The sequence below is a fragment of the Micromonospora mirobrigensis genome (assembly GCF_900091555.1).
In the GTDB taxonomy this organism is placed as follows: Bacteria; Actinomycetota; Actinomycetes; order Mycobacteriales; family Micromonosporaceae; genus Micromonospora; species Micromonospora mirobrigensis.
This window is the reverse complement of sequence record NZ_FMCX01000003.1, coordinates 75,077-101,145: the sequence shown is the minus strand read 5'-3', so window position 1 is coordinate 101,145 and position 26,069 is coordinate 75,077. Positions and strand designations below refer to the sequence as shown.

Annotated in this window: 30 protein-coding genes, 1 tRNA gene and 4 pseudogenes; 19 read left to right on the top strand and 16 right to left on the bottom strand. The window is 72.8% G+C overall.

Annotated features, from left to right (window positions below):
• Positions 1-26 precede the first annotated feature (26 nt).
• Positions 27-161: pseudogene (locus tag GA0070564_RS11625) on the top strand (transposase); the annotation flags it as partial.
• 4 nt (positions 162-165) lie between these two features.
• Here GA0070564_RS11625 and GA0070564_RS11620 read toward each other — a convergent pair.
• Positions 166-975: an SDR family NAD(P)-dependent oxidoreductase gene (locus tag GA0070564_RS11620; RefSeq protein ID WP_091607482.1), complete on the bottom strand. Its 810-nt coding sequence runs from the start codon at positions 973-975 to the stop codon at positions 166-168.
• A 148-nt stretch (positions 976-1,123) separates the two neighbouring features.
• On the opposite strand from GA0070564_RS11620, the pseudogene GA0070564_RS30465 reads away from it, so the two are divergent.
• Together GA0070564_RS30465 and GA0070564_RS29860 are read left to right on the top strand one after the other, a co-directional pair.
• A pseudogene (locus GA0070564_RS30465) lies at positions 1,124-1,318 on the top strand (TetR/AcrR family transcriptional regulator); the annotation flags it as partial.
• 46 nt (positions 1,319-1,364) lie between these two features.
• Positions 1,365-1,550: a hypothetical protein gene (locus GA0070564_RS29860; RefSeq protein ID WP_245669927.1), complete on the top strand. Its 186-nt coding sequence runs from the start codon at positions 1,365-1,367 to the stop codon at positions 1,548-1,550.
• On the opposite strand, the pseudogene GA0070564_RS11610 reads toward GA0070564_RS29860, so the two are convergent.
• From GA0070564_RS11610 to GA0070564_RS11595, 4 genes and pseudogenes are all read right to left on the bottom strand, one after another.
• Positions 1,540-2,130, bottom strand: a pseudogene (locus GA0070564_RS11610) (IS5 family transposase). The gene GA0070564_RS29860 and the pseudogene GA0070564_RS11610 sit on opposite strands and share 11 nt — an antisense overlap.
• A gap of 125 nt (positions 2,131-2,255) precedes the next feature.
• The gene (locus tag GA0070564_RS11605) at positions 2,256-2,930 is read right to left on the bottom strand and encodes a nucleoside/nucleotide kinase family protein (RefSeq protein WP_091607479.1); all 675 of its coding nucleotides are present in this window, start codon (positions 2,928-2,930) and stop codon (positions 2,256-2,258) included.
• A gap of 35 nt (positions 2,931-2,965) precedes the next feature.
• A complete protein-coding gene (locus GA0070564_RS11600) occupies positions 2,966-3,535 on the bottom strand; it encodes a GNAT family N-acetyltransferase (protein ID WP_091607477.1) in 570 nt (189 codons plus the stop codon).
• Between the two features lie 29 nt (positions 3,536-3,564).
• Positions 3,565-3,927 carry a winged helix-turn-helix transcriptional regulator gene (locus tag GA0070564_RS11595; protein WP_091607474.1) on the bottom strand — a complete coding sequence of 121 codons (363 nt, stop codon included), beginning with the start codon at positions 3,925-3,927 and terminating at the stop codon, positions 3,565-3,567.
• 109 nt (positions 3,928-4,036) lie between these two features.
• Between GA0070564_RS11595 and GA0070564_RS11590 the strand changes: the two genes are divergently transcribed.
• A complete protein-coding gene (locus GA0070564_RS11590) occupies positions 4,037-4,876 on the top strand; it encodes an NAD(P)H-binding protein (protein ID WP_091607469.1) in 840 nt (279 codons plus the stop codon).
• Between the two features lie 44 nt (positions 4,877-4,920).
• On the opposite strand, the gene GA0070564_RS11585 is transcribed toward GA0070564_RS11590, so the two are convergent.
• Positions 4,921-5,487: a hypothetical protein gene (locus GA0070564_RS11585; RefSeq protein ID WP_091609068.1), complete on the bottom strand. Its 567-nt coding sequence runs from the start codon at positions 5,485-5,487 to the stop codon at positions 4,921-4,923.
• 272 nt (positions 5,488-5,759) lie between these two features.
• On the bottom strand, positions 5,760-6,299 hold the full coding sequence (locus tag GA0070564_RS11580) for a GrpB family protein (RefSeq protein WP_091607466.1): 540 nt from the start codon (positions 6,297-6,299) through the stop codon (positions 5,760-5,762).
• Positions 6,300-6,741: 442 nt separating this feature from the next.
• Here GA0070564_RS11580 and GA0070564_RS11575 point away from each other — a divergent pair, with 442 nt between their 5' ends.
• Positions 6,742-7,134 carry a hypothetical protein gene (locus tag GA0070564_RS11575; RefSeq protein WP_141714763.1) on the top strand — a complete coding sequence of 131 codons (393 nt, stop codon included), beginning with the start codon at positions 6,742-6,744 and terminating at the stop codon, positions 7,132-7,134.
• A gap of 135 nt (positions 7,135-7,269) precedes the next feature.
• On the opposite strand, the gene GA0070564_RS29855 is transcribed toward GA0070564_RS11575, so the two are convergent.
• The 3 genes from GA0070564_RS29855 to GA0070564_RS11565 are packed head-to-tail and all read right to left on the bottom strand — an operon-like array spanning position 7,270 to position 9,310.
• Complete coding sequence (locus GA0070564_RS29855) at positions 7,270-7,713, bottom strand: NUDIX hydrolase (protein WP_245669926.1); 444 nt, start codon at positions 7,711-7,713, stop codon at positions 7,270-7,272.
• Positions 7,710-8,537: a protein phosphatase 2C domain-containing protein gene (locus GA0070564_RS29850; RefSeq protein WP_245669925.1), complete on the bottom strand. Its 828-nt coding sequence runs from the start codon at positions 8,535-8,537 to the stop codon at positions 7,710-7,712. The genes GA0070564_RS29855 and GA0070564_RS29850 overlap by 4 nt, the downstream gene beginning before the upstream one ends.
• Positions 8,537-9,310 (bottom strand): GntR family transcriptional regulator, encoded by a 774-nt coding sequence (locus tag GA0070564_RS11565; RefSeq protein WP_091607461.1) that lies wholly within the window; start codon positions 9,308-9,310, stop codon positions 8,537-8,539. Before GA0070564_RS11565 ends, GA0070564_RS29850 begins: the two co-directional genes overlap by 1 nt.
• Before the next feature lie 312 nt (positions 9,311-9,622).
• Between GA0070564_RS11565 and GA0070564_RS29845 the strand changes: the two genes are divergently transcribed.
• Positions 9,623-10,105: a hypothetical protein gene (locus tag GA0070564_RS29845; protein ID WP_245669924.1), complete on the top strand. Its 483-nt coding sequence runs from the start codon at positions 9,623-9,625 to the stop codon at positions 10,103-10,105.
• A gap of 188 nt (positions 10,106-10,293) precedes the next feature.
• Positions 10,294-10,623 carry an ATP-grasp domain-containing protein gene (locus GA0070564_RS11555; protein WP_091609064.1) on the top strand — a complete coding sequence of 110 codons (330 nt, stop codon included), beginning with the start codon at positions 10,294-10,296 and terminating at the stop codon, positions 10,621-10,623.
• A gap of 17 nt (positions 10,624-10,640) precedes the next feature.
• Here GA0070564_RS11555 and GA0070564_RS28855 read toward each other — a convergent pair whose 3' ends face one another.
• Positions 10,641-10,880 carry a hypothetical protein gene (locus GA0070564_RS28855; RefSeq protein WP_141714762.1) on the bottom strand — a complete coding sequence of 80 codons (240 nt, stop codon included), beginning with the start codon at positions 10,878-10,880 and terminating at the stop codon, positions 10,641-10,643.
• Positions 10,881-11,014: 134 nt separating this feature from the next.
• Between GA0070564_RS28855 and GA0070564_RS11550 the strand changes: the two genes are divergently transcribed.
• On the top strand, positions 11,015-11,587 hold the full coding sequence (locus tag GA0070564_RS11550) for a site-specific integrase (protein WP_218104922.1): 573 nt from the start codon (positions 11,015-11,017) through the stop codon (positions 11,585-11,587).
• An 83-nt stretch (positions 11,588-11,670) separates the two neighbouring features.
• Here the strand turns inward: GA0070564_RS11550 and GA0070564_RS11545 are convergent.
• Positions 11,671-11,743 (bottom strand) — tRNA-Arg (locus GA0070564_RS11545).
• Positions 11,744-11,887: 144 nt separating this feature from the next.
• Here GA0070564_RS11545 and GA0070564_RS11540 point away from each other — a divergent pair.
• Both GA0070564_RS11540 and GA0070564_RS11535 read left to right on the top strand, forming a co-directional pair.
• Positions 11,888-12,568 carry a serine/threonine-protein kinase gene (locus GA0070564_RS11540; protein ID WP_141714761.1) on the top strand — a complete coding sequence of 227 codons (681 nt, stop codon included), beginning with the start codon at positions 11,888-11,890 and terminating at the stop codon, positions 12,566-12,568.
• Between the two features lie 69 nt (positions 12,569-12,637).
• On the top strand, positions 12,638-13,168 hold the full coding sequence (locus tag GA0070564_RS11535; protein ID WP_091607450.1) for a GNAT family N-acetyltransferase: 531 nt from the start codon (positions 12,638-12,640) through the stop codon (positions 13,166-13,168).
• 21 nt (positions 13,169-13,189) lie between these two features.
• On the opposite strand, the gene GA0070564_RS11530 is transcribed toward GA0070564_RS11535, so the two are convergent.
• Both GA0070564_RS11530 and GA0070564_RS11525 read right to left on the bottom strand, forming a co-directional pair.
• The gene (locus GA0070564_RS11530) at positions 13,190-14,302 is read right to left on the bottom strand and encodes an alpha/beta hydrolase (protein WP_245669923.1); all 1,113 of its coding nucleotides are present in this window, start codon (positions 14,300-14,302) and stop codon (positions 13,190-13,192) included.
• 94 nt (positions 14,303-14,396) lie between these two features.
• Complete coding sequence (locus GA0070564_RS11525) at positions 14,397-14,819, bottom strand: HPF/RaiA family ribosome-associated protein (RefSeq protein ID WP_091607446.1); 423 nt, start codon at positions 14,817-14,819, stop codon at positions 14,397-14,399.
• Between the two features lie 330 nt (positions 14,820-15,149).
• Between GA0070564_RS11525 and ssb the strand changes: the two genes are divergently transcribed.
• From ssb to GA0070564_RS11510, 3 genes and pseudogenes are all read left to right on the top strand, one after another.
• Positions 15,150-15,899: a single-stranded DNA-binding protein gene (gene ssb / locus GA0070564_RS11520; protein WP_091609062.1), complete on the top strand. Its 750-nt coding sequence runs from the start codon at positions 15,150-15,152 to the stop codon at positions 15,897-15,899.
• 133 nt (positions 15,900-16,032) lie between these two features.
• Positions 16,033-17,010 (top strand): annotated as a pseudogene (locus tag GA0070564_RS11515) (cobalamin biosynthesis protein); the annotation flags it as partial.
• Positions 17,011-17,102: 92 nt separating this feature from the next.
• Complete coding sequence (locus GA0070564_RS11510; protein ID WP_091607437.1) at positions 17,103-18,641, top strand: cobyric acid synthase; 1,539 nt, start codon at positions 17,103-17,105, stop codon at positions 18,639-18,641.
• Positions 18,642-18,781: 140 nt separating this feature from the next.
• Here the strand turns inward: GA0070564_RS11510 and GA0070564_RS11505 are convergent, their stop codons facing one another.
• Positions 18,782-19,183, bottom strand: coding sequence for a rhodanese-like domain-containing protein (locus tag GA0070564_RS11505; RefSeq protein ID WP_091607433.1), 402 nt, complete (start codon positions 19,181-19,183; stop codon positions 18,782-18,784).
• A gap of 176 nt (positions 19,184-19,359) precedes the next feature.
• On the opposite strand from GA0070564_RS11505, the gene GA0070564_RS11500 reads away from it, so the two are divergent.
• The 5 genes from GA0070564_RS11500 (at position 19,360) to GA0070564_RS11480 (ending at position 23,605) form a co-directional block, all read left to right on the top strand.
• On the top strand, positions 19,360-19,554 hold the full coding sequence (locus GA0070564_RS11500; RefSeq protein WP_141714760.1) for a hypothetical protein: 195 nt from the start codon (positions 19,360-19,362) through the stop codon (positions 19,552-19,554).
• Positions 19,555-19,611: 57 nt separating this feature from the next.
• Positions 19,612-20,268, top strand: coding sequence for a uridine kinase family protein (locus GA0070564_RS11495; RefSeq protein ID WP_091607425.1), 657 nt, complete (start codon positions 19,612-19,614; stop codon positions 20,266-20,268).
• Positions 20,269-20,304: 36 nt separating this feature from the next.
• On the top strand, positions 20,305-21,657 hold the full coding sequence (locus tag GA0070564_RS11490) for a dipeptidase (protein ID WP_176730672.1): 1,353 nt from the start codon (positions 20,305-20,307) through the stop codon (positions 21,655-21,657).
• Positions 21,658-21,735: 78 nt separating this feature from the next.
• Positions 21,736-21,942: a hypothetical protein gene (locus GA0070564_RS11485; RefSeq protein ID WP_091607418.1), complete on the top strand. Its 207-nt coding sequence runs from the start codon at positions 21,736-21,738 to the stop codon at positions 21,940-21,942.
• A gap of 49 nt (positions 21,943-21,991) precedes the next feature.
• Positions 21,992-23,605: an ATP-dependent DNA ligase gene (locus tag GA0070564_RS11480; RefSeq protein WP_091607413.1), complete on the top strand. Its 1,614-nt coding sequence runs from the start codon at positions 21,992-21,994 to the stop codon at positions 23,603-23,605.
• A gap of 69 nt (positions 23,606-23,674) precedes the next feature.
• Here GA0070564_RS11480 and GA0070564_RS11475 read toward each other — a convergent pair whose 3' ends face one another.
• Positions 23,675-24,493, bottom strand: coding sequence for an SURF1 family cytochrome oxidase biogenesis protein (locus GA0070564_RS11475; RefSeq protein ID WP_245669922.1), 819 nt, complete (start codon positions 24,491-24,493; stop codon positions 23,675-23,677).
• 174 nt (positions 24,494-24,667) lie between these two features.
• On the opposite strand from GA0070564_RS11475, the gene GA0070564_RS11470 reads away from it, so the two are divergent.
• Positions 24,668-26,047 (top strand): cobyrinic acid a,c-diamide synthase CobB, encoded by a 1,380-nt coding sequence (locus GA0070564_RS11470; protein WP_091609057.1) that lies wholly within the window; start codon positions 24,668-24,670, stop codon positions 26,045-26,047.
• Positions 26,048-26,069: the final 22 nt, after the last annotated feature.

Sequence of the window (26,069 nt, the reverse complement as noted above, 5' to 3'; positions counted from 1 at the left end):
TGGGAGCAGGCCATGGGCGGAGTTAGTTCGTGCCGTTCCTGGCCTTCGACGCCGAGATCCGCGCCATCGTCTGCTCCACCAAGGCCATCGAGAGCGTCAGCGCCCGCATCCGCCGCGCTGTCCGCGCCCGCGGGCACTTCCCGAACGCGGCCGCCGCGCTCACTGTCAGTCGACGGCGCGGGTGATCTCCTCGTAGGCCGCGTAGTTCTCCGCCAGCTCGGCGAGCTTGCCGCGCACCATGGTGAGGCCGAAGCTGCCGAGGGCCAGGCGCAATGGCGGGTTCTCGATGCCCGTGATGTCGGCAATCGCGGACATCGACTTCTCGAGGTCGGCGCGCACCGAGGTCTTGCCGAACGCCGCCATGGCATCCCGGGCCGGATCGTAGTCGTTCAGGGGCGTCCCGGCCTGGCGCAGGTTCTGGAAGAACGGGGTGGTGAACCCGGCTGGCTCGACGATGGTCACGTCGATGCCGAGCGGGGCGACCTCCTTCGCCAAGCCTTCGCCGATGCCCTCGACGGCGAACTTTGAACTGGTGTAGCTGGACATGGTCGGCAGGCTCACCTGGCCGCCCATCGACGAGGTGATGAGGATGTGCCCCGCCCGCCGTTGACGCATCTGGGGCAGGACCGCCTGGATGACGGCCACCACGCCGAAGACGTTGGTCTCGTACTGGTCGCGCCACTGGTCGAGAGAGACCTCCTCCAGCGTCCCCAGCTGCGCATACCCGGCGTTGTTGACCACGGCGTCGATCTGGCCGAACCGCTCGGTGGCCTCGCTGACGGCGGCGCGGATCGTCTCCGGGTTCGTGACGTCGAGGGGGAGCACGAGCACGCCAGGGAGTTCCGCGAAGGACGGGTCCGCCTTCGCCGGGTCGCGCAGTGTCGCTGCGACGTTCCAGCCTCGCCGTGCAAACTGCAGCACCAGTTCGTGCCCCATGCCGGTGGAGGTACCCGTGATCAGCACGGTCTTTGTCATCGGTTACTCCCAAGATCACTACCATACGGAATGTTCACTCGTGGAACAGCTCGCATACCGCCCCTGCCAGCGGTGGAGGAGGCGCGCACTGGCCCAGCCCCCGGGAGCCTAACGGCGCAAATGGAACATCAAGCCCTATCCGATCAAAGTGTATTGTCGGTCCCATGGTGGCCTCGGACGTCGGTGCCGGCAGCGGCGGCACCAGGTGCTCGCCAGCGCGGTGACCGTCTTCTTCGCGCGGCACGGCCTCCGCAAGACGTCGATGGACCGAGTGGCCCAGGCCGGCGACATCTCCAGACCCGGCCTGTACTTCTACTTTTGCTTCTCGACCAAGGAAGACCTGTTCCGGGCGGCGGTCGCGCACGACCTCGACACCGCCCTGTCGCAGCGTGGACGAGGCGCTCGCGGACGAGGCGCTCGCGGACGAGGCGCTCGCGGACGAGACGACGCACCTCCCCGCGCGACTGGTCGAAGCGTTTCACGCCTGGCTCGGGCGGTACGTCGGTGCGGACGTCGAGGCTCTCATTTGGAGCAATGCCCGGCTGGTCGGCATAAGGGGGTGTCTCAGTCGGTGATTTTTGCGAGTCGGCGGTGGCAGATGAGGACGGCGGCGAAGTCGGCGAAGGCTTGGAAATGTTCGGCTTTGCGTTCGTAGCGGCGGGCGAGCCGCCGGGGCATCGCATCCAACAGCGGGAACAGCAACTGCGCGTCCGGGGTGTTCGCGGCGGAGATCAACACCTGCAGCGGAACGCCCCGCCGGTCGCACAACACGTGGATCTTCGAGCCTGGTTTGCCGCGGTCGACCGGGTTTGGCCCCGTCAGGTCCCCCTTTTCAGCGCCCGGACACTGATCGAGTCGATCATCACTCTCGGCCAGTCGATCCCACCGGCGGTGTTCAACCGGTGCAGCAGCTCGTGATGGATCTGCTCCCACAAGCCGTACCGGGTCCACTCGGTGAACCGGCGGTGCACCGTCGGCCGCGACACCCCGAACAACGCAGCGGGCAGCTTCCGCCACGAGCAGCCGGCCTGCACCATGTACGCGATCGCCGCCAGGACGGCCCGGTCTTCAGCCCGCCGCTTCCCACCACCCTGCGGCCGGAATCAACGGCTGCGCGACCGCCCACAAGTCCTCCGGCGCCCAGGTCTGGATCATGTCCCCGACAACATCCGCCACGAATAGAAGATCATGCCCGAGGCCGCGACCTCACCAACTGAGACACCCCCTTAGTGCCTCAGCCGGCGGCGCGGTGGCCCGGAACGGTGCGGGACTGAGCGCGGTCAGCGGGTCCGGGTCTCCCAGACCGGCCGTTGGGGATCGTCGTTGCGCACGACGACGTCGACGTGATCGGTCGGGCGGACCGTGGCGAGGTACAACCGCTGGGCGGGGAGGTAGCGCTCACGCCAGCGCCGCTCCACGTCGGCCCGGGACGACACCCGGCGCTCCCGGACCACCGCCCGATCCACCGTCGTGTCGAGCGCGGTCGACACGAAGATGCTCAGGTCCCACCGGTCGGCAAGCTCCGGGCGCATGAGGAACACGCCGTCGAGGACCAGCACGGCGTCGGCGGAGGCGGTCCTGACCGGCGGGAACGACACGGTGTCCGTGCCGTGGTCGTAGACCGCGGTCCGGAAGCGGCGATCCCCGCCCGGGCCGAGCGGGTCCAGCAGGACCCGCTTCAGCGAACCGTGGTCGTGGGTGTCGACGTAGCAGCCCTCGGCCGAGTACTCACCGCGCCGGTAGCGCCGGGCACGGGGGAAGAGAAAGTCGTCGATCGTGGCGCGTACGACCTCGCGGCCCCGCCCGCGCAGGGCGACGGCCAGCTCGTCGGCGAGGGTGGTCTTGCCGGCGGCGGGGGGCCCGTCGACAGCCACCCGCGTCGGGTGAGCCACGGCGACGGACCCGACCGCCTCGACCAGGTGGCAGATCAGCTCGTCGCGGCTACCTCGCTGCATGTCCTGCTCCCGCCCGATTCTCGCCGTCGAAGGACTCAGCGGGCAGGATCCGGCCGCCACTCCCGCCGGAGCAGGCCGTACACCCACGAGTCGGAGACGTCGCCGTTGACGACGCAGTCCTCCCGCAACGTGCCTTCCCGGACGAAGCCGAGCTTCTCCAGCACCCGGCCGGAGGCCAGGTTGCGGGTGTCGGCCTCGGCCTGGACCCGGTTCAGGTCCAGCGTGTCGAAGGCCCACCCCAGCAGGGCGCGGGCGGCCTCCGTCGCGTAGCCGTGACCCCACGACGTCTCCGTGAAGCAGTAGCCCAGCGACGCGCTGCGGAACTCCGGATTCCACCGGTGCAGGGTGCACCAGCCGATGAACGCGCCGTCGGAGACACGATCGACGGCCAGCCGCGCCCCGGTGCCCTCCTCCGCCATCCGCCGGCAGACCGCCAGGAACCGTTCGGCGCGCGCCGGTTCGGTCCAGGGTGGTGAGTCCCAGTAGCGCAGCACGTGGGCGTTGCTCTGGAGCGCGAAGAGACCGTCCGCATCCGCGTCGGTGAAGGGACGCAGGGTCAGGCGGGTGGTGTGCAGCGTGGGGGTGGACAGCGCCATGTGCGTCATGGTCTCTCACGTTGCCCGGTCGGTGGGGGTCACCGCTCGGCGTCGTAGGCGCGCCGGGCCCGCTCCACCTCGCCGAGGTGGGCGTCGGCCCAGGTGGTCAGGTGGGCGAAGAGCGGGCCGAGGCTGGCACCCAGCTCGGTGATCTCGTACTCGACCCGGGGCGGCACCTCGGCATGGTAGGTGCGCCCCACCAGCCCGTCGCGTTCGAGCTGACGCAGCCGCTGCGTGAGCACCTTCGGGGTGATGCTGGTCAGCCGGCGTTCCAGCTCCACGAAGCGCTGCCGACCGTACTCGTGGAGAGCCCACAGGATGGGCGTGGTCCACCGGCTGAACACGATGTCGACGACCGGAGTGACCGGGCACGCCAGCTCGGGATCCGCAGACCGCTCCACGTGTCCTCCGTCACAAGTCCATTACTATCCTCTAGGTACCTACTATATCGACGCTACTAACGTCTCCTCCAGCCGCGCGAACGACGCGGTCGAAATTGGAGGAACAGAGATGCTCGTCGTGACAGGCGCCACCGGAAACGTCGGCCGTACGCTCGTGTCGACCCTCGCGGCGTCGGGCGCCGCGGTGACGGCGGTGTCCCGTGGCCGGCGCCCGGTCGCCGTACCGGACGGGGTTGCCCACCACCTCGCCGACCTCGAACGCCCCGAGAGCCTGCGCCCCGCGCTCGCCGGCGCCGAAGCGCTGTTCCTGCTCGTGGAGGGCGCCGGGGCGCACCTCGACGTGCCCGAGATCCTCCGGCTCGCCGCGGCCGGCGGCGTGAAGCGCATCGTGCTCCAGTCCTCGCAGGCGGTCGGCACACGGCCGGAGGCGGCGTCGCACGCACCCCTGCACGCCATCGAGGACCAGGTGCGCCGGTCCGGCCTCGGCTGGACGATCCTGCGCCCCGGCGGCTTCGCCTCCAACGCCTTCGCGTGGGCCGAACCGGTCCGGGTCGGGCGGACGGTGGCCGCACCGTTCGGCGACGTCGGCCTGCCGCTGGTCGACCCGGACGACATCGCCGAGGTGGCCGCCGCCGTCCTCCGCGACGGCGCGCACGACGGCCGCACGTACGAGCTGACCGGCCCGGCGCTGAGCACGCCGCGCGAACGGGTCGCCGATCTCGCCGCCGCGCTCGGCGAGCCGATCGACTTCGTCGAGCAGACGCCCGACGAGGCCCGCAGGCAGATGCTGGGGTTCATGCCGCCCCCGGTGGTGGAGGGCACGCTGGCGATCCTCGGCGCGCCGACCCGATCGGAGCAGCGGATCAGCCCGGACGTGGCGGAGGTCCTGGGCCGGCAGCCACGCCCCTTCGCCGCCTGGGCGGCGCGCAACATCGACGCCTTCCGTTGACCGTACCGATGGCCGTACAGCCAGCCTGCGGTGTTCGCTGGTGCTCAGGCGAGAACCTTGGCACTGCGGGCGAGGGTGGCCCGACGCACCACGTAGGACACGGCAACCCCCGAACACATGACCAACAGCAGCGACAGCAGGCCGGCATCCTGGGACATGCGAGCCCACAGCGGCATCTCGGCATCGCCGCCCGGCCCGCCCAGATCCCTCGCCCCGCCGGTCATCACGGCGGGCCGCCACAGCAGCGCGTACTCCCGCGGGGCCTCGGTCGCAGTGAACCTGGCTGCCACGAACGCGATCACCGACGCGTGTATCGCGACGACTCCACCCACCACACCAAGCGCGATCGCGAGGCCGGGGCGTAGCCGCCCCAGCAGAAGGACGGTGGTGAGAAGCACGGCACTCCACAGCACGGCAGCAAGCACCACCGCCAACGACCGGGCACCGAGCGGACCCGTTATGACCGTCAGCGCTGTCACCGATGCGAGAAGGACTCCCATCAGGGGCAGGAGGCCCAGGCGGCGCCGGTGGGCCAGCAAACTGCCCAGCAGTACCCCACCCGCTGACAGCACGATCGCTACCCCGGAGAAGAACAGGACCTCGGACGGCATCGGCGCGATCCCCCTCGCGGTAGGCATCCCATGACGTGACAGCGGACGATACCCGGTATCACGTCGGCTTCGCGGTCCCTGAAAGCGGCAGCCCTCATGAGCGGGGGAGGTAGGTGTGCGGCCCGGCAGGATTCGAACCTGCGGCCTTGGGATTAGAAGAAGATCGCGGATGGCTGGTCGGCCGCAAGTTCGCCTGGTGGTGCCGCCTGCCGCTGTCTGGTGAGGTCTGGGTGTGCGGGTTGTCTTGGCTGTACGAATGGCTGTACGACGGGTCACTTCTCCCAGACCGGTACTGACGGAAGTCTGCGCTCGGCGCGCGCCCGATCCATCACTTCCTGGATGAACTCTGTCTTTGCCCGCGCATAGTCGCCCGGCGCGATCCCGGCAGTGGCAATCTCCTGCTTGAGCTGGGCGTATCGCGCTGCGTCCTCCGGGTGCTCACGTAGGTAGTCCCGGAGAATCCGTTGGTTGCGTGTGGGCCAGCTGGCGGCGTCGACCACGTGCAGGATGTGGGTCCTCGTCCCGTCAACCGCCCGCACGTAGAGCAGCCGATCCGTCATGCCGTTGAAGTGGCGGGCGTATCCCAGTCCGACCAATGCGCTCTCGTGCTGCTCCACCAGGCCGAGCTGGTCCACCGAGGCCATCAGGTCAATGACCGGCTTTGCGGCGAGTCCGGGGACAGCAGTCGAGCCGATGTGTTCGACCTCTTGAAGGACGTCCGGCAGCGACTGACGAAGTTGCGCAATTGCGGCGTCTGCCAGCGCTGGCCAAGCCGGGTTGTATGACTCGATTTCGATGGCCTGGTGGGGCATGCGCTGAGAGTAGGACAGCTATTGCGGTGGCGGTGTCCTGGCGGATCTCCTCGTCGGGCAGTCGTCGACCGTCCCGGGAGGCTCGTAGCCCTTGTGGTGCCCGGCGAGGTGATCCGCTCCCGGCTGATCTCTGCGGAGGGTCCCGGTTCGGGGCAGGGCCCCGAGGTCTTCGTGGTTCTTGTCGTCAGTCAACGTGGCCGGCCGGCCCGACCGATGCCGGCCGGAGGTCGCCAGCAGGCCGAGGCCGGGCCGGCGCGGTCCGCTTGCGGGCCGCCTTGATCTGATAGAGCGGACTTCGGCAGTGTTGATCCGGAGGCGGCCTGTCCTCCGTCGGTTGATGGGCGAAACACGTCCGCCAGGTGATCTGCGACGTGCGCGGGTCCCGGCACGGCGGAGTGCGCCTAACGCTGATGGACCTTCCGGCTGGCGTAGGGTCTGCGCCGTGGCAGGTCATTGGGATCCGGAAGACGGACCGGACGGCTTCCTCGCAGCAACAGTGCAGCAGGCGCGCCGCGTGCTCCAGGTCGAGGAAGGCTGGCCTACCTATGACGCGGGTCTGGAGTTCCAGGGCTTGGCCGTGAGCGCTATGTCGGAGACCCCCAAAGGCGAATACCTTCCGAGCACACCGACCGCGCTCAACCTAATCTGGGGAGCACTGACGGATGAGATGGACGCTCCTGGCAGAGGAGCGCCGGAACAGGACGCCGCGGCGGTCCGACACATGAAGCAGGCGGCGGCAGAGTGGCTGACGGTCGTGGACTCGCCGGAAGACAGGGCGGCCTACCTCGATCGCTGGGTACACGATGAGTGCGGCTACGAGCGGAGCCTTTCCTGAACCAGCTCGGTTTGCTCGAACTTCTCCACTGAAGGGCGGCCATCTGAGAGGCGCTGTCGCACATCACCTGGCGGAGATGTGTCGCACATCAGCTGTCGGATCACGGATCCGGAGGCGGGCGAGCGACCGTGCGATTCAGCGTGAGCCAGTTGGGTCGAGGAGGCGTACGCCGTCGTGGTGCCGGACAGCGGGCGGTGCGTCAGCGTCAAGGGCATCGAGGATTCGGGCGGCGAAGGTCTCGTTCATCTCGGCGCGTACGCGTTCCGGGGTCCACCAGTCGACCGCCGCCGACTCCTCGGTCGGACGTGGTGTGCCGGCGACGAGCTGGGCGCGGAAGACCAGCGCGACGACGCCGAGCTTCATGTTCTTGTAGACGCCGGTGAGCCGGACCGGCTCGACCTGCACCCCGGTCTCTTCCACGACCTCGCGGCGCATGCCGTCCTCGATCGCCTCGTCCAGCTCCAGGACACCGCCGGGGAGCTGCCATGCGCCGTTGTCCCGCCGTTGGATGACCAGGACGCGGCCCTGCTCGTCGGGGATGACGGCGGCGACGCTGACGGAGTGGCGGGGGTGGGTCACGCGTGCTCCTCGAAGATGCAAAGTGCGGCAGTAGCGTCGTCGTGGCGCTTGTAGCGGAAGTGGCCAGCCCGAGAGGGGTCGGCGTTCTCGGCTTCGCGGACGCGTCGGATCAGCTCGTGGGGTCCGTCCTCGGTGAGCATGTCGAGGAGCTGCCGCCAGTCCAGGAGCCGGTACTCGTCCACGGCGCAGGAAGTGCCGTCGGTGAGTAGAGCTGCCCGGCGTACCCGTCGCGGGCCGCGTAGGTCGAGGGTTCCGGTCACCGCTTGTCGAGCGGCTTCCGGGTTGGCGGCGGCGGTCCAGTAGCCGTGGGGCTGGTTGGTGAGTTCGTACTTGCCTGGCGTGGGTCGTCCGGCGGGCAGTTCGGTGCCGTGGAGTGCCAGGGCTTCGCGGCGGAGCTCGGCCACCGCGATGCCGAATCGCGGGTCGGTGAGGACGGTGACGGTGTCGCCCTGGTCCACGACGAGGGTGCAGTCGGACAGGATCAGGTAGTCGAGCTGGTCCTGGGCAGGGCGGAGCAGGCAGACGGTGGCGGCCGGCGTCGCCGGGTTGTCGAGATCGCATCGGCCGTCGTGGTCGACGCGCACGCGCTCGATCGCCTCGGCCAGCAGTTCGGGCAAGCCCGCGGCTGCCTCCTCGCCTGCGACCTGGGCGAGGCGACTGGTGAGTCGCTGGACGTACCAGGCCGGGCCGTGGACGCATCCGCTGTCACGGTCGCGGGGTGTGGTCACGCCGTCGAAGACACCGACCAGCGATCCGACGTGCAGGGCGGCATCCTCGTTGATCGCGCGGCCGGGCGCTGCTTCGGAGGCGAGGCGGACGCGCATCATCGGCCCGTGGACGCCGGCTGGTCGTCCCACCCGTAGCGCAGGGTCCACACGTGGCCGGGCATGACGTGGATGCAGACCTCGATCGGTCGGTCCTCGGCGGTGTAGGCGACGTGCCAGATCTCGAAGACCGGCTGCGAGGCGTCCAGGTCGAGGGTGCGCTGTTCTTTCTCGCTGGGCATGCGGATCGACACGTCCTCGGTGAAGCGCACCGGTCCGTGCCCCAGCTCCGCGAGGCGGCCGTAGGAGCCGCCCTTGCCGGCGTCGGCCTGCATCAGCGGCTTGCAGTCCTTCGTGATGGACCAGGGCAGGTACGAGTCCGCGATCTGCGTCGGCTCGTCGTTGGCGTAGAGGACCCGGCTACGCAGCAACGACGCCTCACCCTTGCGCAAGCCGAGAGTCTGCGCGACCGCTGGTGGGGTCGTCGTACGTCCGATCTGCCGGTACTCGGTGCGGGACTTGAGGCTGAGCTTCCCGACTTCGACCTCGCCGGCGCCGCTGCCCTCCTGCCGGGCGGCGTAGCGGGCCTGGGCGTCACGGTGGATGCGGGGAAGGGACCGGACGACGGTGCCGGTGCCCCGGCGGACCTTCACGTCGCCGGACGAGCGGAGCAGGCCGACGGCGCGGTTGACGGTGACCCGGGAGACGCGCAGCTCCTCGGCAAGCCGGTCCTCGCTGGGCAGGAGAGACCCGGCCGGGTAGGTGCCGTCCTGGATGCGGCCACGGATCAGCTCTGCGATCTGCCCGTACTGCGACCTCGGCGTCTCGATCATCGGCCTCGCCGTTTCTCCTGCTCGTAGGACGTATTACCAAAATGCTACCGCCGCCATCGCTCGCTCCAGGCTCTCGCAAGCCTGCTGCGACACGGACGTAATACGTCTTGCTTGTCCACAGGACTGCTCCTATCGTCGACGTAGGACGTATTACGTCGCGTTGAGGAGGAGGTGACGCGGATGCCAAGCCATCGAGGTGAAGGTTTCGGCGGCCGGTGATGGCGTCATGAACCGGGCGCGGTATGACGATTACCTGCTCGCCGCAGCACTGACGTTGGCCCGCCGGCACCGGCCGGTGTGGAGCTGGACCCGGTGGCGTCGGATCTGCCGCTGCGGCGCGGAGCTGCCCTGCGCGGCCCGCCATCGGCTGCCCCTCAACCGGGGGCACTGGCCGACATGAGGACGCCCAAGCCGGGAGATGTGCTGTTGATCGGGGCCGCGGCCAGCGTGCAGTTCGCCGGCCGACGTGAGCTACGCCTTCGCCTGGTGAGCGTTGACGCAGGACCGACCTATCACGGCTGGATCTGGTTGACCGGCCACGTGCTCGACGAGAAGGGCCTCGCCGTGGCCAAGCGAGAGGTGTACGTGCAGCGTGCCGGAGTGCGTCTCCTGGTACCCGTGCGGCCACCCCGACTGCCCGTAGATCCGGTCACCATGCTGGCCGGACAGGGCTTATCCGCCCAGGAGGTCTCGGAGGTCCGCCGCCAGCCTGGTCATCTTCTCACCGGCCTCCACCAGGGCAGCCGTGGTGATCGTCTCGACCGGCACCGACAAGCCACCGACCTGCGGTGGTGAGGGTGCGCCCGGCAGGATTCGAACCTGCGGCCTTGGGATTAGAAGAAGATCGCGGGTGGCTGGTCGCGGTAACCTGCCCCTACTCAAGGCGTCTGCCGCTGTCGGATCGCGTCGGCCTTGGTCGACAGTGTTGGCTGTACGAATGGCTGTACGGCCGCGAATGCTGCTGCGGCATGGTGGGAGGCTCGGTGGCGTTCAACAAGCGAGGCAGTAGGCCGATCGTTGTCGACGGCAAGGGCTATCGCTGGATCGTCCGCCGGAAGCCGACGTACAGTCAGGGCTTGACCTGGTCGCCGCTGAGCTTTGCTGTAGAGCGGACGGATCCGCCTGGCCGCGCCACTCTCGTCGTGCAGCTGGCGTCGCCTCATCCGGCCAACTGGATGAACGCGCCGTCGTCTCCGGTGCTGCCTTCGGCGGTCGCCAGCGCTATACGACGAGCGCTTGACCTTGGGTGGCAGCCGGATCACTCCGGATCGCCTTTCGTGCTGAACCTCGGTGATGAGGACCAACTTCCATAGCCATCGCAGGCCACCCGTCATTCCGAGTCATCGACCCAATCCATGCTGGGGTCCTCTTCGTCGCGTGACGTTGCGATCACCTGGTCCCATGCGTTGACGATGGCTGCGGCCTGCCGCTCGCTACAGGCCAAGCCACCGAGCAGGACGTTGTTCTGGTAGTCCATGATCTCGAAGCGCCATCGATCGAGTTCAGGCCGGTGTTCCAGCGTTGCCCAGAAGTGGCCGGAAAGATCGCTCGGGAACACCTCGTCTGCCACGTACCGCTCCTCTGCCTCAAGCCCATCTCTGTCGAAGATCCCCGCCGGAGGCAGCGGTTCCGGTCCTCAAGGCACCTGCAATCGGCCGGCGCGCCGGCCGATGCCGGCGCGGCCCGCTTGCGGGCCGCCTTGATGTGCTGCGGAGACACCGCCTGGAAGCCTTGTACGTCTGCGCCCTGACGGTCGGCCTTCGTCGCGGGGAGCTGCTCGGGCTCGCCTGGTCGGATATCGACTTCGAGGCTGGCACCCTGACCGTTCGGCAAACCGTCCAGCGGGCCGAGGGTCGCCTCCAGCTCGTGGCGCCCAAGACGGAGCGGTCCCGGCGGACGGTTCCGGTGCCGGCGCAGACCCTCGCCCTGTTCCGAGCGCATCGTCGGCAGCAAGCCGCGGATCGGTTGGCGGCGGGGGAGCGGTGGCAGGATCACGGCCTGGTCTTCCCGTCCACGGTCGGTACGCCGATGGACCCGGATCACATCGACCGGACGTGGCACAGGATCCGGGCGGCGGCCGACCTCGACTGGCTGCGGCTGCATGACCTGCGGCACGCCTGCGCGACGTTCCTGCTCGTCTCTGGTGCCTCGCCCCGGACGGTGATGAAGGTGCTCGGTCACAGCCAGATCGGGCTGACGATGAACACCTACGCCCACGTCCTGCCAGAGATCGAGCGGGCCGCCGTGGACGAGGCCGCGAAGCACCTCTTCGGGTGACTTGGCTGTATGAATGGCTGTACGGGAGCTGTCGTGATCACTCGGAACGGGACCGGGAAGTCGCTGACCTGCGGTGGGAAGGGTGCGCCCGGCAGGATTCGAACCTGCGGCCTTGGGATTAGAAGTCCCCTGCTCTATCCGCTGAGCTACGGGCGCGCACGACGCGACGTCGCGCCAAGAGGGTACCGCCGACCGGCCGTTGCGCGGCATAACGGGTGCTCGGCCGTTGATCAGAATCCCACGGATCGACTCCCGCCGTCACCCCAGCCGGTGGGCGGACCGGCCCGTACCCTCGGGGGCGTGCTGCTGGAACCGGAGATCGAGAACGACGTCGCCTACGAGCTGTGCCAGATCGTCGGCCGCGCCCTGCTGCCGCTGCGGACGGCCGGTCGGTTCGGCACCGCGTTCCTCTTCGCCGACGCGGCCGGGGTCGACCACCTGCTCACCGCGGACCCGCTGGCCGGCGCCGCCGAGGTCGGGCTGCGGCCCAGTGTGACCGAGCCGCCCGGCGCCGCCGACTCGATCACGCCGGCCGCCGCCGGCTGGACCCGCCGCCCCGACCTGGGGGTGGCCATCCTGCCGATGGCCGGCCCGCACGCGTACGCCCGGGAGCACGGCTGGCGCTGGCGCACCCAGCCGGTCACCGACGGACTGGCGGCCGGGCCCGCGACGCTCGCCCGGGTCGGCGCGCAGCCGGGCTCGGCCTTCGTCCTGGCCCACGGGGTACGCCCCGAACCCGGCACCCCGCGCCCGCTGGAGGTGGCCGTCGAGCGGGTCGTCCGCGACGGTGACCTGCTGCTGGTCGACGCGGCGCTGCCCGACGGGTACGTCGGCGCACCCGTCTTCGGCGTGGACACCGACGCCGACGGCGACCTGGGGGTGCACTGCCTCGGCGTGCTGCTGCCCGGCGACGGCGCACGGCATCCGGTGGCGCCCTTCGACCGCATCCGCGCCGCCGTCGCGGAGCTGCCCACGGGCTGACCGGCGCGGGTCGCGACCGGCGGGAAAAGCCGGCGCGGGCGGCGGGGGCGTCCCGCTAGGGTCCCCGCCATGTCGCTGCGCCTGGAGAAGATCACCCCCGACAACGTCGAAGCCGCCTGCGACGTGCGGGTCCGCCCCGACCAGGAGCACCTGGTCGAGCCGGTCGCCCGCTCGCTCGCCGAGGCGTACGCCTGGGGGGAGATCGCCTGGCCGCGGCTGGTCGTCGACGACGGGCGTCCGGTGGCCTTCCTGATGGGGTTCTTCCGGATCCCCTGGCGCCACGACGACCCGGCCGACCTGCGCTCCGGCCTGTGGCGGTTGAACGTCGCCGCCGACCGCCAGGCACAGGGCCTCGGCCGGTACGCGGTCGCCGCGGTCTGCGCGGAGGCCCGCCGGCGGGGCGAGACCCGGATCTTCACCACCTGGGACGAGGGGGAGGACGGCCCGGAGGAGTTCTATCTCCGGCTCGGCTTCCGGCGCACCGGCGAGCTCAGCGGCGAGCAGGTCGTCGGCGAGCTGGACCTGACCGGCGAGGCGGCGCACCGGCTGCTGGCGCTCGCCGACGCCGAATCGGCCGCCGCCGGGCCCGCCGGGCGTTGAACCCGGCGGGCGGCGTGCCCGTCAGGACCGGGCGGGGGTTTCCGCCGGCGCACCGTCGGCCTCGGCCGGTGTCTCCGCCGGCGTCACGGCAGGGTCCGCGGACGGGACGTCGGCCGGAGAAGGACCGTCGACCGGGCGGCGGGTGGCCGGTGGTGCGGCGGGGGAGTCACCGGCGGGAGCGGTCGGCCCGGCGCCGAGGAACGCCTCCGCCCAGCGGCCCACCTCGGTGAAGACCTTCTCCCGTACGGCGGGGCCGGAGAGCGTCAGGTCGTGCATGCCGCCGTCGAAGCGGGCCACGGTGACGTGCCGGCCCAGCCGGGGCGCCCAGCGCACCATGTGCTCCACGTCCAGCACCGCGTCGGCCAGCGCGGCCGACTCGTGCCAGCGGGTGCCCCGGAAGCTCCGGGTCGAGCAGGCCAGCAGCACCGGCACCGGGATCTCCAGACCGGCGCGGAGCTGCCGCTGGGCGGTCCGGATCGCGTTCAGCCAGCCGAACCGCACCGGGAACCCGGCCAGCGGCTTCCAGGCCAGGTCGTAGCTCCACTCGCCCCGGTGGTCGGCGTGCAGGCTCTCGCCGTACACGGTGCCGAGGCCGACGGGGAGCGCGCGGTGCGGCGCCCGGCGGCCCAGCCGGGAGATGGCGGCCGCGAGGGGTCGACGGACCAGCCAGGGGGCGTTGATGTCGAAGAACGGGCTGTTCAGCACCAGCCCGTCGACCAGGCCGGCGTCGCGCCGGGCGTGCGCCCAGAGCGACAGGATCAGGCCGCCGGTGGAGTGACCCATGCCGAGCAGCGTGTCGTGCCCGTCCTGTGTACGGATGATCTCGGCGGCGGCGTCCAGCTCGCGGAAGTAGTCGCTGACGTCCCGGCAGAAGTTCGGCGTCTGGTGCGGCAGCAGGCTGCGGCCGTACTTGCGCAGGTCGAGGGCGTAGAAGTCCCAGCCCCGCTCGGCGAAGAAGTCGGCGACGTGGGTCTGGAAGAAGTAGTCGACGAAGCCGTGCACGTAGAGCACGGCCCGCCCGGTGGGTCGCTCCGCCCGACGGCGGACCAGGGTGGCGACCACCGGCCCCTCGTCGTCGGTGCCCAGGTCGATCGTCTGCCGCTCGTACGGCGGCCCCAGCACGTCCGGTTCCACGACCGCGACGGTACGCCGGCAGGCTACCGAGCGGTAGCCCTGCGTCCGTCCCCGCCCGGCGCGACGGCGCGGGCGGGGACGGGCGGCGCGTCGCTCAGGCGGTCTCGGCGTCCGCGCGCAGCGCGTCGACGTCGAGCTCCGCCGGCTGGTCGGGGACGGGCTGGCCCATCTCCCGGACGTGCTTGTTGTGCCGCGGCTCCTGCCGGGTCTTCGCGTCGTTCAACTTCCGGCGCAGGTCGTCGCGGCAGTCGTTGAGCGCCGCGTGCAGGTCCTCCTCCGAGGAGGTGGTGACGATCTTCTGGCGGCCGGCGATCCAGCACTCCAGGGTGACCTTCTGCCCCCGGGCCTCCCGGTCCTTCACCGAGACCTCCAACTCGGTGGAGTCGGCGTGGAAGCCGGCCAGCCGGGCGTCGAGGGGGGCGAACTGCTCGGCGATCCAGTTCCGGTCGCCCTGGGAGAAGCCGGCGCCGACGCGCAGGCACTCCGCGACGGTGGCCGGGTTCGCGACGGCGCTCATCGCCGGACCTCGCCCTCGATGCGGACGGTGCGGGTCGTACGGGACGGGCGGAAAGTCATCAGCGCTGCCTTTCTCGTCGGGCGTCGAGCGGTGGTGGTCGCTCGGTTGATCAAAGCCATACCCAGTCACGCTCCGTTCGGAACCGACCGGTTGATCTGATCGTGGCCAGGTGGCCGCGGGAACCCCCAGGGTCGGGCGGCCCTAACAGACGGGTCCTTGATCAGGTCGTTGTCCACAGGTCGCTCCGTCGTCCACAGGGCGGGCTCCGGCGCTGGTGCCGACGTGGCGGACGGCCGAGGCTCCCACCAGGTACTCACCCTGGAGGAACGGATGTTCGACACCCACGTCACGATCGTCGGCAACGTGCTGACCGCGCCCGAGTGGCGCCGTACCACCCAGAGCAACACCCTGGTCGCCAACTTCAAGGTCGCCTCCACCGCCCGTCGGCTCGACCGGGACAGCGGTCGCTGGGTCGACGGCAACAGCCTCCGCGTCCGGGTCAACTGCTGGCGCAAGCTCGCCGAGGGGGTCGCCTCGTCGGTGATGGTCGGGGACCCGGTGGTGGTCGTCGGCCGGCTCTACACCCGGGACTGGACCGACGACGCCGGCAACCACCGGACGCTCTACGAGCTGGAGGCGGTCGCCGTCGGCCACGACCTCTCCCGGGGCCGGTCCCGCTTCGAACGCAACCGCCCCGGCCTGACCACCAGCACGATCGAGGACGCCGAGGCCGAGGCCCGGGTCAAGGGCGAGCCGACCGAGCCGGTCCCGCCGGACCAGGCGCCGGCCGGGCCGGACGACCGCCCGTTCGACGACGAGTTCGGCGGGCCGGACTTCGACGCGCCGCGGGGCCCGGCCGCCGGGCACACGCTCGGCGTCGACCGCATCGGGTCGTCGCTGGCCGACCTGACCGACCCGTTCGACGACCTGTCGCCCGGCGACGAGGAGGACGACAAGCCGGACGACGACTCCGCCGAGCTGGGCACGGAGGACGAGTTGGAGCCGGTCCCGGACCCCGCCGCCGTCCCGGCGTCCGGCCGGGGTCGACGTGGCCGGGGCCGGGTGTCGGTGCCCGCCTGAGCATCCGACCGCCCAGCTGCGGGGCGGAGCGGGTGGTCGGCGGGGACGCCGGGCGGACGAACGGGGGGCGGGGTGGCGACGGAGCGTGGCCACCCCGCCGTACGGCTAGGCTGGCCGGCCGGAGGTGGTGAGGGTGCGGCGGTCGACCGCGGTGACGAACGCGGCGGGACTGGTGGCGGGGTACGCCCTCGACGCCTGGCTGGGCGACCCCCGGCGCTGGCATCCGGTGGCCGGCTTCGGGCGGGCCGCCGGCGCCCTGGAGCGTCGCCTGTACCGGCCCGACCGGCTCGCCGGCGCGGCGTTCACCGCACTGGCCGTCGGGGTGCCGGTGCTGGCCGGCGTGGCCGCCACCCGGGCCACCCGTCGTCGGCCGGTGGCCCGGGTGGTCCTCACGGCCGCCGCCACCTGGACGGTGCTGGGCGGGCGCACGCTGAGCCGGGAGGCGACCGTGATGGGCGCCGCGCTGCGCCGCGGGGACCTGCCCGCCACCCGGGACCGGCTCGGCCACCTCTGCGGGCGGGACCCGTCCGCCCTCGACGAGCCGGAGCTGGCCCGGGCGACGGTCGAGTCGGTGGCCGAGAACACCTCCGACGCCGTGGTCGCCCCGCTGGTCTGGGGCGCCGTCGCCGGGCTGCCCGGCCTGCTCGGCTACCGGGCCGCCAACACCCTGGACGCCATGGTCGGCCACCGCTCACCCCGGTACGCGCGGTTCGGCACCCCCGCCGCCCGCCTCGACGACCTGCTCAACCTGGTCCCGGCCCGGCTGACCGGGCTGCTCACCGTCGCCGTCGCCCCCGTGGCGCACGGCGACCGGGGCCGGGCCTGGCGGGTCTGGCGGCGGGACCGCCACGACCACCCCAGCCCGAACGCCGGCCAGTGCGAGGCCGCGATGGCCGGGGCGCTCGGGGTCCGGCTCGGTGGACGCAACGTCTACTTCGGGCGCTCCGAGGTGCGCCCGTTCCTCGGCGACGGGCCCCGACCCGAGGCCCGCCACCTCAAGCGGGCGGCCCGGATCTCCCGCGCGGTCGGGCTGGCCGCCCTCGGGCTGGCAGTGGCCGCCACGCCGGTGGCCGGACGGCTCACCACCACCGGCGGGCGCCGCATCGTCGGCGCGGGACGGGCCGCCGGGCGGCTGGCGGCCGGCGTGGTGCGGCGCAGTGCCGGGCTCGCGGTGTCCGCCGACCCGGCGGGACGGGCCGGGCGGTGAGCGGCGGGCTGCTGGTCGCCGGCACCACCTCCGACGCCGGCAAGAGCGTGCTGACCGCCGGCATCTGCCGCTGGCTGCACCGGCGCGGGGTCAAGGTCGCACCGTTCAAGGCGCAGAACATGTCGAACAACTCGGCCGTGGTGGTCGGGCCGGACGGGCGGGGCGGCGAGATCGGCCGGGCGCAGGCCATGCAGGCGGCGGCCTGCGGAGTGCCACCCGACCTGCGGTTCAATCCGGTGCTGCTCAAGCCCGGCAGCGACCTGGCCAGCCAGGTGGTGCTGCTCGGCGAGGCCGTCGACACCGTCACCGCCGGCAACTTCCGCACCCTGCGGCCCCGGCTGGCGGAGACCGCGTACGCCGCGCTGGCCGAGCTGCGGGCCGCGTACGACGTGGTGATCTGCGAGGGCGCCGGCAGCCCGGCCGAGATCAACCTGCGGGCCGGGGACTACGTCAACATGGGGCTGGCCCGGCACGCCGGGCTGCCCACCGTCGTGGTCGGCGACATCGACCGGGGTGGCGTCTTCGCCTCGATGTTCGGCACCGTCGCCCTGCTCGACCCCGCCGACCAGGCCCTGATCGCCGGCTTCGTGATCAACAAGTTCCGGGGCGACGTCGGCCTGCTCCGCCCCGGGCTGGACATGCTGCGCCAGGTCACCGGCCGGCCCACCTACGGGGTGCTGCCCTGGCACCTGGACCTGTGGCTGGACGCGGAGGACTCGCTCGCCTACGGCCGGGTCCTCGGCCGGCCCGCCGCCCCGCACGGCTCCGACTGGCTGGACGTCGCCGTGGTCCGACTGCCCCGGATCTCGAACGCCACCGACGTGGAGGCGCTCGCCACCGAGCCCGGGGTGCGGGTCCGGCTCACCGTCGAGCCCGCCGAACTCGCCGCGGCCGACGTGATCGTCCTGCCCGGTTCGAAGTCCACCGTCGCCGACCTGGCCTGGCTGCGGGAGACCGGCCTGGCCGACGCGGTCCTCGCGCACGCCGCCGCCGGCCGGCCGCTGCTCGGCATCTGCGGCGGTTTCCAGATGCTGGGCCGGGTCATCCACGACGATGTGGAGAGCGGGCGCGGCAGCGTGCCCGGCCTCGGCCTGCTCCCGGTCGAGATCACCTTCGACCGGCGCAAGACGGTCCGCCGGTCGGCCGGCGTCGCCGACGGGGAACCGGTACACGGCTACGAGATCCACCACGGGCAGGTCTCCGCCGCCGACCCGACGCTTCCCCCGCTGCTCAGGTACGCCGACGGCACCGGCGAAGGAGCCCGGCTCGGCGCCGTGCACGGCACCCACTGGCACGGCACGTTCGAGTCCGACGGGTTCCGCCGCCGGTTCCTCACCGAGGCGGCCCGGACGGCGGGCCGGACCGGTTTCCGGGTCGCCCCGGACAACTCCTTCGCGGCTGCCCGGGAGCGAACCCTGGACGTCCTCGGTGACCTGGTCGAGGAGCACCTGGACACCGACGCGCTGTGGCGGCTGATCGAGTCCGGCCCACCGGCCGGCCTGCCGTTCGTCCCACCCGGCGCGCCGCCGCTCTGACCCGTGTCCGGCCGGCCTCCAGGGACCGACCGTGCCCGTGGTGGGCTGGGCCTGAATTCGGACCGCGCCGGCCTGAGGGCCCGGCCTGCATGAGGGGGCCGGTCGGCGGAGTGGCCGGCCAAGCCGGCTGCGGCGGAAGGTCAGTAGCGGACGTCGGCCGGACCGTCGGACATGGGCAAGCCGGCCTGCCGCCACGCCTCCACCCCGCCGACCATGTCCGTCGCCGCCCGCAGTCCCAGCACCTGGAGGCTCGCCGCCGCCAGGCTGGAGCTGAAGCCCTGCCGGCAGACCACCACGATCTCCCGGTCGTACCCGGTCGCCTCGGGGATCCGCCAGGCGCTGGCCGGATCCAGCCGCCACTCCAGCACCGTCCGGTCGATCACGATCGCGCCCGGCAGGTCGCCCTGCTCGCGGCGCTGCCCGTCGGTCCGGGTGTCGATCAGCAGCGCGCCCGCCCGGACCGCCTCGACGGTCTCGTGCGGTGTCAGTCGGCGCAGCCCGGCCCGGGCCTGCTCCAGCAGGGCGTCGACGCCCGGGCTCATCACGTCAGGGAACACCTCCCGATCATGCAGGCCGGGACTGCGGCACGCGAGCCGGTGCGACGGAACGACGTCGCAATTCACCCGGGGGTGCGCACCACCTCGGGCGGCGTCCACCGGAGGTCTCCGGATGCGTGCGGGCGGCCCGTCGGCAATGCTTGTCGAAAAGGGGGGTGACCATGTCCTTCGTCGGAGTCCTGCTGGTCTTGGCGGCCTGCGTCGTGGCCTGGTACGGCGTTCGTCGTGCCCGGGACGAGCAGAAGCAGTACCAACCCGTCGTCGGCCGGGCCGCCGCGAGACCCCTGGTCATGATCGTCCACCTGATGGTCGCCGCCGCACTGCTGGGCGCCGGTGTGGTGCTGATCGTCCGGTGAGGTGTCGACCGAGGTCCGGTCGGTCCGCCGCGACGTGCTGCGGCTAGCGTCTGCGGCGTGACCGTGGCGGTGTTCGAGGCGTACGCCCGCCTGGCCCGGCGGGTGCTGGCCCGGCCGGCCCGGCTGGGGCGTACCCGGCTGGTGGTCGTCGACGGGCCGAGCGGCGCGGGCAAGAGCGTCTTCACCACCCGGCTCGCGGACGCCCTGGCCGTCACCGGCGACGGCCGGCCGCCGGTGGTGCACACCGACGACCTGCTCGACGGGTGGGACGACCAGCTCACCTTCTGGTCGCGGCTGGAGGAGCGGGTGCTGGCGCCGCTGCGCGCCGGACGGCCGGGGACCTACCAGCGCTACAGCTGGGTGCGCCGGCGGTTCCTGGACCGGCCGGTGCCGGTACCGGTGGCGCCGGTGCTGGTGGTCGAGGGGGTCAGCTCGGCGCGCGCGGTGATCCGACCCGAGGCGACGCTCTCGGTCCTGGTCACCGCGCCGGCAGCGCTGCGCCGGGACCGGGCGGTGGCCCGGGACGGGCCGGCGATCCTGCCGGAGCTGCTCCGTTGGCACGCCGGGGAGCGCGCGCACTTCGCCGCCGACGGTACGGAGGCGGCCGTGGACCTGCTGGTCGACGGCGCACCCCGGCTGCCGCACGACGCCCGGCACTACTTCGTACGCCGGCCGCAGCCCGACCGGACCGGCTCGGGCGGTGGCGCGCGGTAAGGCCGGCATACGATGCCGGTCATGACCACACCGATCATGTCCGAGTCCGAGATCCGGGCCGCTGTCGAGCGGGAGCTGCCCGGGGTCCGCGCCGACCTGGAGCGTCTCGTCCGCATCCCCGGGATCGCCTTCGAGGGTTTCGACCACTCGCACGTGGAGCGTTCCGCCGAGGCGGTCGCCGAGCTGCTGCGCGGCTGCGACCTCGACGTCAAGATCGTGCGCCGGGGCGGCCAGCCCGCCGTCATCGGCCGTAGGCCGGCCCCGGCGGGCGCCCCCACCGTGCTGCTCTACGCCCACCACGACGTGCAGCCGGTCGGCGACCTGTCGCTGTGGGAGTCCGACCCGTTCGAGCCCGTCGAGCGCGACGGCCGCCTCTACGGCCGCGGCGCCGCCGACGACAAGGCCGGCATCATGGCGCACGTCGCCGCGCTGCGCGCCTTCGGCGACCGGCTCCCGGTCGGCGTGGTCCTCTTCATCGAGGGCGAGGAGGAGTACGGCTCGGACTCGCTGGAGACGCTGCTGACCGAGTTCCGCGACGAGATCGCCTCGGACGTCATCGTGATCGCCGACTCCGGTAACTGGGACGTCGGCGTACCGGCGCTGACCACGTCGCTGCGCGGCATCGTGAACTGCTTCGTCGAGGTCCGCACCCTGGAGCACGCGGTGCACAGCGGCATGTTCGGCGGGGCGGTCCCGGACGCGCTGACCGCCCTGGTCCGGCTGCTGGCCACCCTGCACGACGACGCCGGTGACGTGGCCGTCGAGGGTCTGGTCGGCCGGGAGGGCGCGGTCGTCGACTACCCGGAGGACCGGATCCGTGCCGAGGCCGGGCTGGCCGAGGGGGTCGACTTCATCGGCACCGGCCGGATCACCGACCGGCTCTGGACCAAGCCGGCCCTGGCGGTGCTCGGCGTCGACGCCCCGGCCACCGGGGAGGCGCCGAACGCCCTGGTCCCGTCGGCGAAGGCCAAGCTCAGCGTGCGGCTCGCGCCGGGCGACGACCCGAAGCGGGCGTACGCGGCCCTGCGCGACCACCTGGAGAAGCACGCCCCGTGGGGGGCGCGGGTGACGGTGACCTTCGAGCACGACGGCGATCCGTGTGTCATCGACGCCACGGGGCCGATGTTCGACGCCGCCCGCTCCGCCTTCCGGGAGGCGTGGGACGGCACCGACCCGGTGGACATCGGCGTCGGCGGCTCCATCCCGTTCATCGCCACCTTCCAGGAGATGTTCCCGAAGGCGGCGATCCTGGTGACCGGTGTGGAGGACCCGCACGCCCGGGCGCACGGGCCGAACGAGAGCCTGCACCTGGGCGAGTTCGCCCGGGTCTGCCTGGCCGAGGCGCTGCTGCTGGCGAAGGTGGCCCGGGCCGGTGGCGCCCCGGCCTGAGGTGTCGGAACCGTAACTTCCGCCGTCGATGGGCAGTTTGCGGTGTGTCGGACGCAGAGGTGTTATAGCCTTTCGAACATGCGTACGAATGACCTGATGGCGCGGCTCACGGCCGCCGCCGGCGCTCTGGGGGACCTCGACGTCTCCGCGTGGCCCGAGGACACGCTCAAGGACCAGCTCGGCGAGCTCTCCGCCGCGCTGGTCGCCCTCGACACGCAGCTCACCCGGGTCGCGGACGAGGTCCGCGCCCGGGGCCTGCGGATCGAGGAGCCGGTCTCCGCCTGACCTTCCCGGGCCGGGCGGCGGTGTCGGGGGTGGCTGGCAGGATGGGATCGTGCGGTTCCTCGATCTGGCGGCCACCTCGGCGGCCGTGGGCGCCACCAGCGGCCGGCGGGCCAAGGTGGAGCTGCTCGCCGCCGCCCTCCGCTCGCTCGACCCGGCCGAGCTGCCGGCGGGCGCCGGCTGGCTCGCGGGTGAGCTGCGCCAGCGGCAGACCGGGGTCGGCTACGCCGCCCTGCGTGACCTGCCGTCCCCGGCGGAGACCCCGACGCTGACCGTGGCCGGCGTCGACGCCGCCATCGACGGGATCGCCGCGGTCGCGGGCGCCGGCTCGCAGGCCCGACGGCGGGAGCTGCTGCACCGGCTCTTCGCCGCCGCCACCGCCGACGAGCAGCGCCTGCTGGTCGGGTTGTTCGGCGGCGAGCTGCGGCAGGGCGCCCAGGCCGGGCTGCTCGCCGACGCGGTGGCCCGGGCCGCCGAGGTGCCGGTGACCGCCGTCCGGCGGGCCCTGCTGCTCGCCGGCGACCTGCGTACGGTGGCGGTCGCCGCGCTCTCCGGCGGCGCCGACGCGCTGGCCGGGTTCGGGCTCCAGGTGGGCCGACCGCTCGCGCCGATGCTCGCCCAGAGCGCCCCCTCGGTGGACGAGGCGCTCACCGCCACCGGCGTTCCGGCGGTGGTCGACGTCAAGCTCGACGGCATCCGCATCCAGGTGCACCGCTCCGGGTCGGACATCGCCGTCTTCACCCGCAGCCTGGACGAGATCACCGGCCGGGTGCCCGAGGTGGTGGCCGCTGTGCGCGCGCTGCCCGCCCGCGAGCTGGTCCTCGACGGCGAGGCGATCGGGCTGGACGCCACCGGCCGGCCGCTGCCGTTCCAGGAGACCTCCAGCCGGGCGGCCCGGCGCACGGCGTCGACAACCGGGAACACCCGGCGGGCCACGCCCAGCACCACGGGCCCCGCCCCGGTCGCCCCGGCGGTGCTCGCCGCGGCCGAGAGCACCGGCGGGCAGGTGCTCACTCCGTACTTCTTCGACCTGCTGCACCTCGACGGCGATGACCTGATCGACCGGCCCGGCCGGGACCGGTGGGCCGCCCTCGCCGGCGCGGTGGACGCGTCCCTGCTGGTCGGCCGGGTGGAGGTCGACGACGCCGAGCGGGCCGGCGCGGCGTTCGCCGCGGCGGTCGACGCCGGCCAGGAGGGTGTCGTGGTGAAGGACCCGGCGGCGCCCTACGACGCCGGCCGGCGCGGCGCCGCGTGGGTGAAGGTGAAGCCCCGGCACACCCTCGACCTGGTGGTGCTGGCGGTGGAGTGGGGCAGCGGCCGGCGCAAGGGCTGGCTCTCCAACCTGCACCTCGGGGCGCGGGACCCGGCCACCGGCGGGTTCGTCATGCTCGGCAAGACCTTCAAGGGGCTGACCGACGAGGTGCTGCGGTGGCAGACCGAGCGGTTCCTGTCCCTGGCGGTGGAGCGCGGCGACTGGGTGGTGCGGGTCCGCCCCGAGCAGGTCGTCGAGATCGCCTTCGACGGGGTGCAGACCAGCTCCCGCTATCCGGGCGGGGTGGCGCTGCGGTTCGCCCGGGTGGTGCGTTACCGCGACGACAAGACCGCCGCCGAGGCGGACACCATCGACGCCGTCCGCGCCATCCACGCCGGCCGGGTCACCGGCTGAGCGCGACCGCCGGAAACCCCGGCCGGTTCACCGGCCGAGCGCGACCGCCCGGCACCCGGGCGGGGCGGGTCAGGCGGGGGTGCCGGTGGCCGGCTCGGCGGCCCGGTCGACGGGCTGACCGGGGCGGTCCAGGCCGGCCCGGTCCCGGGCCTCGCGGCGGGCCGCCCAGCCGTAGCCGATCAGCGTCATCACCGCGAAGATCCACCACTGCCACACGTAGCCGAAGTTCTGCCAGTTGTTGGTGTGCCCGATCGGGACCGCCCGGAAGGTCGGGTCGGCGGCCGGGGTCTGCTCGTCCAGCAGCAGGTACGCCCCGCGCACCGGATACGGCAGTTCCCGGGCCAGCCGGGGCACGTCGATCCGCCGGGTCTCCAACTGACCGTCGCGCCGGTCCACGGTGCCGCCGTCCTCGCTGGGGTGCACCCGGCCGACCACGGTGACCTCGCCGGTCGGGGTGGCGGGGACGTCGGGTCGGGCGACCGCGCCGCCCGGGGCGGGCGGGATCCAGCCCCGGTCCACCAGCACGGCGGTGCCGTCGGCGAGCACCAGCGGGGTGAGCACCTCGAAGCCGACGCCGTCGTCGACGGTCCGGCCGCGGACCAGGACCAGGTTGCCCGTGTCGTACCGGCCGGTGGCGGTGACCCGGCTCCAGGTGACCTTCTCGGCGGGGGCCGGCCCGGCGGTGCCGGGACCGCCGGTGGGCGCGGCCAGCGCGTCGGCCAGCGGCACCGGCGCCATCCGCGCGCCCGCGTCGATCCGCTCGTTGACCTCGGTGCGCGCGTGGTAGCGGTGCAGCTGCCAGTTGCCGAGCAGCACCATCACCGCGGCGGCGGCGAGCGCCAGGGCGAGGTAGCCCAGCCATCGGGGGGTCAGCAGGAACCGGTACACGCCGTCGAGGCTACCCGTATGACCGGCGCCACCCGGCCGGTGGCCCGGTGACGGTACGTCATGTCGTCCGGACCGACCGTACGACGGCCGCCACGCGTCGCACCCGACGGGTATCGTCACGCCGGCCACCGCGCCGCCACGGATCCCACCACCCGTCGCACCGAGGAGTCGATGATGACCGCCGTGCCTCGCCTCGTGCTCAGCGCGCCCGCTTCGGGGCACGGGACCACCGCGATCTCCATCGGCCTGCTCGCCGCGCTCGCCGACCGGGGGGTGGCGGTGGCCGGTTTCAAGGTCGGCGCCGACCAGGTCGACGCGGCCTACCTCGGGCTCGCCGCCGGCCGTCCGGGCCGGATCCTGGACGCCCGGCTGGCCGGGGTGGAACGCCTCACCCCGCTCTTCGCGCACGGCGCCGCCGGGGTGTCGCTGGCCGTCGTGCAGGGCACCATGGGCCTCTACGACTCGGTCTCCGGTCGCCCCGACGAGGATTCCACCGCGGCGGTCGCCGTCCGGCTGCGCAGCCCGGTCGTGCTGACCGTGGACGTGGCGGCGATGGGCCAGTCGGTGGCCGCGCTGGTGCACGGCTTCCGGGCGTACGACGAGCAGCTCTGGCTGGGTGGGGTGATCCTGAACCGGGTGGCCTCGCCCCGGCACGAGGCGATGCTGCGGGCGGCGCTCGACGACATCGGCGTGCCGGTCTACGGCGCACTGCGCCGGCACGAGCTGCCCCCGGTGCTCCCGGCCCACCGGCACGGGGTGCTGCCCGCGATCGGCGGCGACGGGGAGGCCGTCCGGGCGGTGCGCCGGCTGGGTGAGGCGGTGGCCGCCACGGTCGACCTGGACCGGCTGCTCGCGCTGGCCCGTTCGGCGCCCGCGCTGTCCGGCCCGGCCTGGTCGCCGGAGCCGGTGGAGGGCGAGGCCGTCGCCGGGCGGCCGGTGGTGGCGGTCGCCGGGGCGGCGGGCGGCAGCTACAGCCACCCCGAGACGGCAGAGCTGCTGCGGGCCGCCGGCGCCGAGGTGGTGACGGTCGACCCGCTGCGCGACGAGGAGCTGCCCGCCGGGACCCGGGCGCTGGTCGTCGGCGCCGGGCTGCCCGAGGCGTACGCGGAGGAGCTCTCCGCCAACCGCCGGCTCTGCATCGCGGTCGCCGAGCTGGCCCGCACCGGCCGGCCGGTGGTCGCCGAGGGGGCCGGCCTGCTCTGGCTGGCCCGCGAGCTGGACGGGTTGCCCATGTGCGGGGTGCTGGACGCCACCGGCCGGCGCCGGGACGGCCTGGTCGTCGGCTACCGCGAGGCGACGGCCCGGACGGCCAGCGTGGTCGCCCCGGCCGGCACGGTGCTGGTCGGCCACAAGCAGCACGCCGCCGTGCTGACCCCCCGGGCGGGGCAGGCGCCGGCCTGGAGCTGGGAGGGTGGCGCGCCGGAGGGTTTCGTCTGGCGCGGGGTGCACGCCTCGCAGCTGGGCCTGCACTGGGCCGCCGTCCCGGGCATCGCCGGGCGGCTGGCCGCCGCGGCTGCCGCCGACACCCCGACCGACGTGGCGGCCACCCGGTGAGCGGCCAGGTGGCTACGCTGAC